9 protein-coding genes and 1 pseudogene are annotated in these 11,554 nt (G+C 51.5%); 4 read left to right on the top strand and 6 right to left on the bottom strand.

Annotated elements, in window-relative coordinates; genetic code table 11:
* Positions 1–240 precede the first annotated feature (240 nt).
* The 3 genes from QZ280_RS00155 to QZ280_RS00145 are packed head-to-tail and all read right to left on the bottom strand — an operon-like array spanning position 241 to position 2,711.
* A complete protein-coding gene (locus QZ280_RS00155; RefSeq protein WP_293439983.1) occupies positions 241–639 on the bottom strand; it encodes a (deoxy)nucleoside triphosphate pyrophosphohydrolase in 399 nt (132 codons plus the stop codon).
* A complete protein-coding gene (gene argJ / locus QZ280_RS00150; RefSeq protein WP_293439981.1) occupies positions 636–1,862 on the bottom strand; it encodes a bifunctional glutamate N-acetyltransferase/amino-acid acetyltransferase ArgJ in 1,227 nt (408 codons plus the stop codon). The genes QZ280_RS00155 and argJ overlap by 4 nt, the downstream gene beginning before the upstream one ends.
* A 3-nt stretch (positions 1,863–1,865) precedes the next feature.
* The gene (locus QZ280_RS00145) at positions 1,866–2,711 is read right to left on the bottom strand and encodes a peptidylprolyl isomerase (protein ID WP_293439979.1); all 846 of its coding nucleotides are present in this window, start codon (positions 2,709–2,711) and stop codon (positions 1,866–1,868) included.
* A 174-nt stretch (positions 2,712–2,885) separates the two neighbouring features.
* Between QZ280_RS00145 and secA the strand changes: the two genes are divergently transcribed.
* Both secA and QZ280_RS00135 read left to right on the top strand, forming a co-directional pair.
* Positions 2,886–5,588: a preprotein translocase subunit SecA gene (gene secA / locus QZ280_RS00140; protein ID WP_293439977.1), complete on the top strand. Its 2,703-nt coding sequence runs from the start codon at positions 2,886–2,888 to the stop codon at positions 5,586–5,588.
* Positions 5,589–6,677: 1,089 nt separating this feature from the next.
* Positions 6,678–6,938, top strand: coding sequence for a hypothetical protein (locus tag QZ280_RS00135; protein ID WP_293439975.1), 261 nt, complete (start codon positions 6,678–6,680; stop codon positions 6,936–6,938).
* 194 nt (positions 6,939–7,132) lie between these two features.
* Here the strand turns inward: QZ280_RS00135 and QZ280_RS00130 are convergent, their stop codons facing one another.
* Positions 7,133–7,231: a hypothetical protein gene (locus QZ280_RS00130; protein ID WP_293439973.1), complete on the bottom strand. Its 99-nt coding sequence runs from the start codon at positions 7,229–7,231 to the stop codon at positions 7,133–7,135.
* A 234-nt stretch (positions 7,232–7,465) separates the two neighbouring features.
* On the opposite strand from QZ280_RS00130, the gene QZ280_RS00125 reads away from it, so the two are divergent.
* A complete protein-coding gene (locus QZ280_RS00125) occupies positions 7,466–8,080 on the top strand; it encodes a hypothetical protein (RefSeq protein ID WP_293439971.1) in 615 nt (204 codons plus the stop codon).
* A gap of 57 nt (positions 8,081–8,137) precedes the next feature.
* Positions 8,138–9,697, top strand: coding sequence for a phosphate ABC transporter substrate-binding/OmpA family protein (locus QZ280_RS00120; protein ID WP_293439970.1), 1,560 nt, complete (start codon positions 8,138–8,140; stop codon positions 9,695–9,697).
* Here the strand turns inward: QZ280_RS00120 and radC are convergent.
* Both radC and dnaJ read right to left on the bottom strand, forming a co-directional pair.
* Positions 9,694–10,091: pseudogene (radC, locus tag QZ280_RS00115) on the bottom strand (DNA repair protein RadC); the annotation flags it as partial. The gene QZ280_RS00120 and the pseudogene radC sit on opposite strands and share 4 nt — an antisense overlap.
* Positions 10,092–10,377: 286 nt before the next feature.
* On the bottom strand, positions 10,378–11,523 hold the full coding sequence (gene dnaJ / locus QZ280_RS00110; RefSeq protein ID WP_293439968.1) for a molecular chaperone DnaJ: 1,146 nt from the start codon (positions 11,521–11,523) through the stop codon (positions 10,378–10,380).
* Between the last annotated feature and the right edge of the window lie 31 nt (positions 11,524–11,554).

Here is an 11,554-nt window from a genome sequence, read left to right as displayed (position 1 = left end):
ACTCGCGAAATCACGATCACTAACTGATACAATAATGCGCCCGTCATTAAGCGCGCGTACGAAAGTTCCCTGAACCTGCACACAAGTTCCAATGATGATTGTACAAAGCATGGCGTTCTCCCCCAAGAAATTGAACGTTGTGTTCGATACATGCATTGACCCGGGTGTTGGGTGTCAGAAAACATTTAACTTTTCTATAATAATTTTCGCGAAATTGGATAATTATCCAATGTTTTCCCCTTACAGCCAGTCTCTGAGGATCGGAATCAGCGGAATATCAGCTGCTGGCATCGGATATTTGGACAAATCGCGGGCCTTTACCCACCTCAAAGCCTGATTTTCGCGTGATTGGGGAATACCTTCCCATTTACGACAAGCAAAGAGTGGCATGAGAAGATGGAAATTTTCGTAGGTATGGCTCGCAAAATTTAAGGGAGCGAGGCAGCTGGCCCATGTGTCGATGCCCAACTCTTCTTGCAACTCACGGATGAGCGCGGCCTCAGGTGTTTCGCCCTCCTCGACCTTTCCGCCGGGAAATTCCCAAAGACCCGCCATTGATTTGCCTTCTGGGCGTTGACCCAGAAGAATCCGACCATCGAGGTCGATCAGAGCAACGGCGCTTACAAGGACAGTTTTCATGACCGATAATCCGCGTTGATAGTGATGTAGCCGTGAGTAAGATCGCAGGTCCAAACGGTGCTCTTGCCGATGCCTAGCCCTAGATCCACAGCGATCACTAATTCGGATTGGGTCATGTATGCAGCGCCATCCTCTTCTTTGTAGTCAGGGCTTACCCAACCTTTATCAGCGACCAACACATCGCCAAAAGAAATACTGAGCAAATCGCGATCCGCGGCTGCGCCAGATTTTCCGATTGCCATTACAACGCGACCCCAGTTTGGATCTTCGCCAGCGATTGCGGTTTTGACCAAGGGTGAGTTTGCAACCGCGAGGCCGTGTGTACGCGCATCCGCATCGCTTTGCGCGCCAGTGATCTGAATTTCGACAAGTTTCGTCGCGCCCTCACCGTCGCGGACAACCTGCAATGCGAGATCTTTCATCACCCCGTGAAGTGCGACTTTGAAAGCTGTGCTGTCCGTTACATCAACATCAGATCCGCCAGTTGCGGCAATCAAAAAAGAATCTGACGTGGAGGTGTCGCTATCGACTGTGATCGAATTGAAGGTGATTTCATTCAATTCGGACACTATGGCCTGCAAGTCTTCGCGTGCAATCTTGGCGTCTGTGAAAACGTAGACAAGCATCGTCGCCATGTCCGGTGCGATCATGCCTGACCCTTTGGCAATGCCCGCGATAGAGACGGTTTTTCCGTTCACCTCAATTTGTGCGCCAGCACCTTTGGCGAAAGTATCAGTTGTTCGGATTGCTTCGGCGGCGGCTTCAATCGCGCTCTCATCTAGTGCCGCTTTCAGCTCGATGATCTTCGCGGTGATCCGATCGTGGGGAAGGGGTTCGCCTATAACGCCAGTGGAAGAGGAAAACACCCGCGTTTCAGGAAGGTCGAGCGCATCAGCAACAGCGTCAGTGACGGCCTGCGTCGCTTCAATTCCGTTCTTCCCGGTAAACGCGTTGGCATTGCCAGAATTCACGATGATTGCAGCGCCAGCGTCACTGTCGAGGCTGATCTTTGTCTGACAGTCTAGCACAGGTGCTGCACGCGTTGAGGATTTGGTGAACACGCCAGCCACAGCACTGCCTGGCGCGATTTGCGCGAGCATGACATCGGTGCGGCCTTGATATTTTACCCCCGCTGCGGCAGCGGCAAAAGACACGCCACCAATCAGTGGCAAATTGGGAAATTGCTCTGGCGCAAGGGGGGAGCGGGGCGGCGTGTCTGCCATGACTTATTTCTCCAGAAGTGAGAGGTCGCTAAGCTTGGACATATCGATGTCTGTCGCAGGCGTCTTAGAAATTGTGGCACCTTCCGTCAACTTCGTAATGTAGGCGTCAACGGTTTCCATGCGCACTTGCTGTTCTAGATCTGCGCGCACGTCCTCAAGCTTTGGCGCATCTTTGGAGCGCGTGTCATTAAGTTTGATCACGTGCCAGCCAAACTGCGTTTTAATCGGGGCAGAGACTGCGCCAACCTCCATGTCTTTTACGGCATTTTCGAACTCCGGCACCATCTGACCTGTGCCAAACCATCCCAAAGCTCCACCACGTGGACCTGAGGGACCTGTGGACTTTTCCTTGGCCAGCTCTACGAAATCTGCGCCGCCATCTAGTTCTGTGACCAGTGCTTTGGCCTCGTCTTTGGTTTCGACAAGAATATGTGAGGCGTCGAATTCACGTTCTGGCGCGGCACCTGCGTAGGTTTTTTCGTAGGCTGCAGCGACAGCATCTTCTGTCACCGCATCTGCGAGTACGACATCCATATGCTCTGCCGCCATCAAAGCACGACGTTCGTTTTCTAGCGCGAGGCGCACGCGATCAGGCGTGCCACTCCCAGCTTGCGCCGCCAAAATCGTTTGCTGGATGACCTGATCCAGGATGCCTTTGAACAACACATCATCCGGCAAATTGCGATACTGATCTGGCAAGCCAGAGCGCACCACGATCATGTGACCCATCGTGATATCTGTGCCGTTTACCGTAGCGACAACCTGATCAATGCCAGTTTCCGCAGAAAGTGGGAGCGCCAGCAGCGTGACAGCAGCCACAGAGGCCAAAAATGGGGTGTGTTTTAACATCGCTTATTCCTTGTTTATTGCGCGATTCGTGCGCGCCGTTGACACTGGCATACCTGCCCCTTACATCGCTTTAAGGCCATGGTTCGGGCCGTCTTCACCCCTTTATCTATGGGTTGCGTGCAAGGCGAGCAAGCGGAGCCTGAGCACAAAGACGTCAAGGATGGATGAGCGCAGATGCTAGGACTTGGAAAAATCACGAAAAAGATCTTCGGAACGCCGAATGATCGCAAAGTGAAGGCCACGCGCCCGATCGTTGAAAAAATCAACGCGCTGGAACCTGATTTCGAAAAGCTCACCGATGAGGGTCTCAAACAAAAGACCGAAGAGCTGGCAAAACGTGCGGTGGAAGGCGAGAGCCTTGATGACCTGCTTCCAGAAGCCTTTGCCAACTGTCGTGAGGGCGCGCGCCGTGCGCTTGGTTTGCGCGCATTCGATACACAGCTCATGGGCGGTATCTTCCTGCATCAAGGCAATATTTCTGAGATGAAAACAGGCGAGGGTAAGACCCTTGTTGCGACCCTGCCTGCGTACCTCAACGCATTGACGGGCAAGGGTGTGCACGTTGTGACGGTGAACGACTACCTCGCAAAACGAGACGCGGAATGGATGAGTAAGGTGTTCGGCGCCTTGGGCATGACCACCGGCGTGATCTATCCTAACCAAGATGAAGCAGAAAAGAAGGCAGCCTATGCCTGTGATGTGACATACGCCACGAACAATGAGCTGGGTTTTGACTATCTGCGCGACAATATGAAATCTGAGTTAAGCCAAATGTACCAGCGCGAGCATAACTTCGCGATTGTTGACGAGGTGGATTCGATCCTCATCGATGAAGCTCGTACACCGCTTATTATTTCTGGCCCTGCGGCGGACCGTTCAGAGCTTTATATGGCGATTGATTTGGTCATCCCTGAATTGACCGACGAGCATTTCGAGCTCGACGAAAAAACCCGCAACGTGTCTTACACGGAAGACGGCAACGAGTTCCTTGAGCAGCTCTTGCTTGAGAAGAGTCTACTGGAAGAAGGTGCGACGCTTTACGATCCTGAAAGCACGACACTGGTGCATCATGTGAACCAAGGTTTGCGCGCACACAAGCTGTTTGAGAAAGATAAAGAGTACATCGTGCGCGACGGCGAAGTCGTTCTGATTGACGAATTCACCGGTCGTATGATGTCGGGTCGCCGTTTGTCTGATGGTCTGCACCAAGCGATTGAAGCGAAGGAAGGCTGCCCTATTCAGCCAGAAAACGTCACGCTCGCCTCTGTTACGTTCCAGAACTACTTCCGCTTGTATAACAAATTGTCCGGCATGACTGGAACGGCGATGACCGAAGCGGAAGAATTCGCTGAGATCTATGGCCTTGGCGTGGTCGAGGTTCCAACGAACCGTCCCATCGCGCGTGTTGATGAGCATGATAAGGTGTTCCGCACGGCCAAAGAGAAATACGACGAGATCGTTAACATCGTAAAAGAAGCGCATGAGAAGGGTCAGCCGTGTCTCGTGGGCACAACCTCGATTGATAAATCTGAATTCCTGTCCAACATGCTGAAAGAAGCGGGCTTACCGCATAACGTTTTGAACGCGCGTCAGCACGAGCAAGAAGCGCAGATTGTGGGAGACGCGGGCAAGCTTGGCGCTATCACAATTGCGACGAACATGGCGGGTCGGGGCACAGACATTCAGCTTGGCGGCAACGTTGATCTGAAGGTGATGGAAGCATTGGCCGCAGAGCCGGCTGCAGATCCAGAAGCCGTGCGCGCACGCATTGAGGAAGAGCATCAGACATGGCGTCAAAAGGTGCTCGACGCGGGTGGTCTTTATATTATCGCGACCGAGCGCCACGAGAGCCGTCGCATCGATAACCAGCTGCGTGGTCGCGCGGGTCGTCAGGGTGATCCTGGTCGCTCTGCGTTCTTCCTATCGCTTGATGACGATCTGATGCGCATTTTTGGGTCGGAGCGTTTGGACAAGGTGCTGAACACGCTTGGCATGAAAGAAGGCGAAGCGATTGTGCATCCGTGGGTCAACAAATCCCTAGAACGCGCGCAGGCGAAGGTTGAAGGCCGCAACTTTGACATTCGTAAGCAGTTGTTGAAGTTCGACGATGTGATGAACGATCAACGTAAAGTGATCTTTGGCCAACGCCGCGAGATTATGGAAGCGGAGGATGTGTCCGAGATCACGCAAGACATGCGTTATCAGGTGATTGACGATCTGATTGATCAATACATGCCACCAAAATCCTATGCGGATCAGTGGGACATGGAAGGTCTGCACGGCGCTGCTGCCGAGGCCGTGAACATCGACGTGCCCGTTCAAGACTGGGGTATTGAAGAGGGTGCGGATGACGATGTGATCCGTGAGCGTCTGGAAAAAGCAGCGGACGAAGCGATTGCGCAAAAGGTTGCGGCCTTCGGTACTGACAACATGCGTCAGATCGAAAAGCAGATGCTCTTGCAGACCATCGATGGCAAATGGCGTGAACATCTTGTAACGCTTGAGCACCTTCGTTCGGTTGTGGGCTTCCGTGGCTACGCGCAGCGTGATCCACTGAACGAGTATAAGAACGAAAGCTTCCAGCTGTTTGAGAGCATGCTTGATAGCTTGCGCACGGAAGTGACGCAAAAGCTTGGCCAAGTGCGCCCGATGACTGAGGAAGAACAGGCAGAGATGCTGGCCGAAATTCAGGCACAGCAAGAGATGTTGCAAGAAGCGGGTGTTGAGGCCTTTGCGGAAACCTCTCAAGCGCCTGAGCCTGAGGTCGCAGGCTTTGATGAAACGGACAGCTCGACTTGGGGCAATCCAGGTCGTAACGATCCCTGCCCTTGCGGGTCCGGCAAGAAATTCAAGCACTGCCACGGGCGCTTAACTTAATAAATTATTTCAATGACTTAGTGCCTAATTGAACTGCATAAAATGTTATGCAAATACTAATTTTGTATAGGTCGTTAGACAAAACTTACGCTGAGTTTGAAGAAAAGATATTGGATGGCAAAGTGCTGTTGTTCACTCGCAATGGCGTTTTCCAAGTGCGATTGTACAAAGGTAATCGTCAGTACATCTACAAAAGTTTGAAGACACGCGACTTGGCTAAGGCACGTGAGTTGGCAGTACGTGCGCACTACGAGTTAGAGTTTCACAGCTACCACTGCAGATTAAACGTTTCAGTGATGTGCTTAATGAGTATGAACGACTGCGTGAGAACTAGAATGCACGTGGCACTTATCCGCACAACAACAAAGCCAATCAGCAGCAAACAAGTGATTACATGCTACGCCAGATACGGCGTGTGAGTAAGTTTTGGCATGAGTACTGTGGCAAGAAGCCAGTTGATAAGGTAGATAAAGAATTGCTGCGTGACTATCTGGATTGGCGATGTGATGACTATCATCGCATGCCCAAAGATAAACGTCCAAAGAACCACAGCCTAAATCCAGCAGACAAAACACTTGAGTGGGAAACTACTTTTGCACTCACTGTGCTGAAGTTTGCACAAGAACGTGGCTATAGAGGCAATAAACCAACGCCCACGTTTAGACACAAAGCACAGCGCACCAAAACACGCCCAGCAGTTTACACTGCGAGAGTACAGCGTGCTGTACAAAGGCATAAGGCGCTGGATGCATGAAGAGAAAGACAACGCTCGTAAGCGTTATACACGTGAGCTACTGCGAGACTATGTGCTTGTCCTTACCAACAGCGGCATGCGTGTAGGCGAAGCCAATAACGTGTGTGAATGACTTAGAACGGTTTACAGATGAACGTGGCAGAGCAAACTACTCATTTAATGTGAAGGGTAAGACGGGCAAGCGTTACGTTATCCCACGTGCTAACGCAGCTAGGTATGTTGAACGCACACTGGAGCGTAACCAGAAGTGGCAAGAAGAGTGGGCATGGACAGCTGCAGTAGGCGCCAAACAACACAGCCGTAAAACAGCGCAACACGACGATTGACTATTTCGTATGCCAGATGGCAACAAGATCATCACTCTAATTGATCAATTTAACGAAGTTCCCAAGCGTGAAAATATCACGCACAATGCTGACGGTGAGAAGTACACGCTCTACAGCCTAAGGCGCTTTTACGCTGTGCAGATGCTGCGGCATGGCAAGGTTAATGTGTTTGATATTGCACGTAACATGGGCACGCGTGTTCTGATTATTGAGAGCTATTATGGCAAGCATGCAACTGCACAAGAACTTGCAACGAAGGTAGGTGGATAAAAAGGGTAGGTTTGAGCCTACCCTTTTAAAGTTTACAGCTTGTTGCTGGTAATCTCTGGCTCAACCATTGTTGTGGTTGGTGGAGTACAAGCCGACACAGCGATTACGCCGCAGAGGATGAGTAGTGAGCTTATTTTACGCATAATTATATCCAATATATGAAGTACCAATAAGACACTAAAGCAATGTCCTCATCAAAGCAATTCTACAGCGTTTGCCAACTGCTCATCGTTTACGTTTATATATCTTTGAGTAACTGCGATTGAACTGTGTCCAGCAAGTTCTGCTAGCACACGTATGCCTATACCTTTGTTAGCAAGTCATGTGATGAATGTCCTGCGAGGACTGTGACTGCTGGCACCTTGCAGCCCACATGCGTGGAATATGTTGAGGAACAGCTGACACATTGTATTTGCACTAAAGTGCCCCCTTTCTGACTGCGAAACAGGGGCGCAGCAACGTCTACGCAGCTGACACTCAGTAATTGCTTAGGCTAGCTGCTTGTTTAACAAACACTGTGCGTGTACGTGCGCCTTTGGTTTGTGACTTTGACAGCAAACTGCTATCCGAATGAGCGCGTGACGTTCCACCATAATGGCATGATGTTCACACATGCGACGGATGCAGACGGCAACCTCGATCTTAGCATTCCGGCTTTGTCTGAAAATGCGGTTATCATTGTTGCATTTGTGAATGGTGAGGGTGCGCTTGCTGATATAAAAGTACCGTCTCTAGAGTTTTACGACCGTATGGTTGTGCAATCAAAAGCAAAGAGCCAGTTGCACATTAACGCTTTCGAATTCGGCGCAGACTATCGCGACGAAGGTCACGTGAATGTGGACTCCAAGAGGAGTGTCAGCGATGCGGCCAAAGGTGTTGGCGGATTTGTCACAGTTTCGGGCGATTACGAGCAAGGCCAAGCATTGGTTGCCGAAGTCTATACGTTCCCGACAAGCACCTCCAAAACGATGGGCGATGTGCATGTTTCTGTTGATGCAAACGTGACTGTAGCCAATTTTTGTTTGCGCATCGAAGCGCAAACCCTTGAAGTCAGCCGTGCTGGCAAGATGAAAGTGCAAGATCTGACGCTTCAATTCTATCTTGTGATGCAGTTGGTGATTTTCTGGTGCTGGGAAACCTGATACAAGACTTGAAAGTTGCGCGTAACTAAGCGCGCAACACTTCGAGGCTGTTGATTGATGTTATTGCAACGTGCGGCGTACCTCGCCGCATTTTTTGTTTGTATGGTAACTGCTCCGCTTATGGCCCAGGATGTGACGTTGACGTCGCCTGATGGCTCTGTCGAGGTGAATGGCACTCTTTTGGGATTCGACGGTAAATTCTACCGTGTTGAAACAGTCTATGGTGAGTTGACGGTTGATGGTTCCGGCGTGAATTGCGCGGGCTCCGCGTGCCCTGATTTGCTGAATTACGTGGCAGAGCTCTCTGTGTCTGGTTCTGCAAAGATTGGTGAGGTCTTGATGCCTGCGCTAATTGAAGGCTTTGCGCTGCGACATGGGTATGTGGCTGAACGGGAACGCAAAGACGCAATCCACTTCGTTTACACATTGCGCTACAAAAAAGACGGCGCGCTGTTGGGTCGCTTCATATTTCAGGTGACGAACACGGATGAGGGCTTTGCCGATCTTTTGGCGGATGAAGCGGACATAGTGATGTCGCTGCGCGAGATTCGCTTAACCGAGAACAGACGCGCGAATGAAGCAGGGCTAGGCGATTTGCGTGGCCCCAACCGAAGCCGCGTGCTGGCGCTGGATGCGATGGTGCCGATCACTGCGCCCGGCAATCCGGTTGATGCGATTTCGCCTGCAACGCTCGCGCGAGTTTTTGCGGGTCGTGTGACAAATTGGAAAGACTTGGGCGGGCCTGATGCACCAATCTCTATGCATCTGCGCGATCCTAAGTCTGGTCTATCCCAAGCAGTTCAAGATCGCTTGATGGCGCCTGCCGCTTTGGTTCTGGATAGCAATATTATGCGACACGCAACGAATAATGCACTGATCAAAGCTGTGACAGACGATCCTTTTGCTATAGGAATTTCAAGCTACTCCGAAACAGGTAATGCAGATGTTTTGGTGCTGACAGGCACGTGCGGATTTTCCCTGCGTGCGGGTCGTGTGACGATCAAGACTGAGGACTATCCGCTAACCGTACCAATGTTTCTCTACATTCCTGCGCGTCGCTTACCCAAATTGGCCCGCGAATTTTTGACATTCACTCGCTCGCCCTCTGCGCAGATTGTGATCCGTCGCGCTGGTTTTGTAGATCAAGCGCCGGAAGAATTGTCGATCAACCAGCAGGGCGATCGTTTTGCCAATGCAATTTCATTGATTGGAACGGAGATTAACCTGACCGATGTGAAACGCTTGGTTAAAGTGCTCAGTCCGATGAAGCGTCTCAGCACATCTTTTAGGTTTCGTGCAGGTTCAAGCGCGCTGGATGCACAATCCTTGTCCAATGTGCAGCAACTTGCCCGCGCGATTGAGGTGGGTGTTTATGACGAACGTTCGGTCACATTTGTCGGCTTTAGTGATGGGCAGGGTCCGGCAGATGGCAATAAAATAATTGGGCTACGGCGCGCCAATTCTGTTTTAGCCGCCGTAAAGAAAGCCGTAGAAACCGTAGATCTGAGCGAGCTAAACATTTCAGTCGAAGCATTTGGCGAAGCGCTTCCCATGGCCTGTGATGACAGCGCATGGGGTCGGCAGGTCAATCGCCGTGTGGAGGTTTGGGTGCGCTAAAGCAGCCCTTCGCTGACAAAGCTCGACTCGCCAGTTGCACCGATAATCAGATGATCGTGCAACGTGATCAACAGGCTGTCAGCAGCCTGTTTGATGAGCTTGGTCATTTCTACGTCGCTGGGTGATGGGCTCGGATCGCCCGAGGGATGGTTGTGTACGAGGATGATGGCGCAGGAATTGAGTTCTAACGCGCGCTTTAGCACCTCGCGGGGATAGGCGGGAACATGATCAACTGTGCCCACGCCTAAAGTCTCATCAGCGACCAGCATATTGCGGCGATCTAGGAAAAGAACGTGGAATTCTTCTGTTTTTTATGCGCGAGGTTAGTGTGGCAGTAAGTCAGTACAGCGTCCCAGCTAGAGATCAGAGGAAGATGAGCGATACGGGCTTTAGATCCAGCATCTCCGTACCGCTTAGGTGTTCGGTGCCATGGTCTTGAAAACGCTCACGCAAAAGGCTACGTGTTTATCGCGAAGATTGCTATCAGAGAGCCCAAGGCGTTCGCGGCCTGTTTTATCGGCAAGGCGCAGACTGAAGGCGGGGGCGGATATATCGGAAAACTGTGTGTGTTGAATGCCCATGCTGACTTTGATCAGCCGATTCGACAATTTTTTAATTAACTGTACAAAAAAGTCCGGCGCAGCGTGGCTGGCCGGACTAAGATTTAGATGTGTCGTGCTTTAGCCCTTCATGCTATCCCAAAAGGATTTCACGGAAGAGAAAAAGCTTTTGCTTTCAGGGTTGTTGTCCTCGGAGAGGTCTTCAAATTCCTTTAGCAATTCTTTCTGACGGCTGGTCAGGTTCACAGGCGTTTCCACAGCAAGTTCGATGAACATATCACCTGCGCCCCCACCACGAAGGGCTGGCATACCTTTGCTACGCAAACGCATTTGACGGCCAGATTGGCTACCCGCTGGGATCTTCACGCGGCTGCGTCCCCCATCAATAGTTGGCACTTCAATATCACCACCCAGCGCCGCAGAGGACATGGAGACAGGAACATTGCAGAACAGGTTCACACCATCTCGTTCAAACAGTTTGTGCTTGTTCACTTCGATAAAAATGTAGAGATCGCCGGACGGACCACCGCGCACTCCTGCTTCGCCTTCGCCGGAAAGACGAATGCGTGTGCCTGTTTCAACGCCCGCCGGAATGTTCACGCTTAGGGCGCGCTCTTTCTCAACACGGCCTTGGCCAGAGCAGGAGTTACATGGGTTCTTGATGATTTGACCCATGCCGGAACAGGTTGGGCATGTGCGTTCAACCGTAAAGAAACCCTGCTGTGCGCGGACCTTACCAATGCCGGAGCATGTGGGGCAATTCGTCGGCTCTACGCCGCCATCCGCGCCTGTGCCCTCACAGCTGGAACAATTCACAGCAGTCGGAACGTTGATTGTCTTCTGCAGTCCAGCGAAAGCTTCTTCCAGCGAAACACGTAGGTTGAAACGCAAGTCCGAGCCACGAGCCGCACGGTTTCGACCACCGCCACCGCTGCGTTGGCCACCCATGAAATCGCCAAACAGATCGTCGAAAACATCAGAGAAAGCAGAGCTGAAATCACCTTGCCCGCCACCAGGTCGACCGCCGCCGCCCATGCCACCCTCAAAGGCCGCATGACCATAGCGATCGTACGCCGCCTTCTTTTCGGGGTCTTTCAGGACTTCGTGGGCTTCATTAGCCTCTTTGAATTGCTCTTCAGCTTTTGGATTGTCTGAGTTGCGATCGGGGTGAAGTTCTTTTGCTTTCTTGCGATAGCCCTTCTTGATCTCATCCGCGGATGCACCTTTGGCGATGCCTAGGACGTCGTAATAGTCTCGTTTTGACATAACAAATCCTGCTTTGAGGAAACGCATTGGG

The sequence above is a fragment of the Planktotalea sp. genome (assembly GCF_018607995.1).
In the GTDB taxonomy this organism is placed as follows: domain Bacteria; phylum Pseudomonadota; class Alphaproteobacteria; order Rhodobacterales; family Rhodobacteraceae; genus Planktotalea.
The sequence above is the reverse complement of the archived record's forward strand: the minus strand, read 5'-3'. Positions and strand labels throughout refer to the sequence as shown.

Excerpts from the sequence above, each read along its gene's own strand:
- dnaJ (WP_293439968.1), bottom strand. The coding sequence starts at position 11,523 with ATGTCAAAACGAGACTATTACGACGTCCTAGGCATCGCCAAAGGTGCA.
- secA (WP_293439977.1), top strand. The coding sequence starts at position 2,886 with ATGCTAGGACTTGGAAAAATCACGAAAAAGATCTTCGGAACGCCGAAT.
- argJ (WP_293439981.1), bottom strand. The coding sequence starts at position 1,862 with ATGGCAGACACGCCGCCCCGCTCCCCCCTTGCGCCAGAGCAATTTCCC.
- QZ280_RS00155 (WP_293439983.1), bottom strand. The coding sequence starts at position 639 with ATGAAAACTGTCCTTGTAAGCGCCGTTGCTCTGATCGACCTCGATGGT.
- QZ280_RS00120 (WP_293439970.1), top strand. The coding sequence starts at position 8,138 with ATGTTATTGCAACGTGCGGCGTACCTCGCCGCATTTTTTGTTTGTATG.
- QZ280_RS00145 (WP_293439979.1), bottom strand. The coding sequence starts at position 2,711 with ATGTTAAAACACACCCCATTTTTGGCCTCTGTGGCTGCTGTCACGCTG.
- QZ280_RS00135 (WP_293439975.1), top strand. The coding sequence starts at position 6,678 with ATGCCAGATGGCAACAAGATCATCACTCTAATTGATCAATTTAACGAA.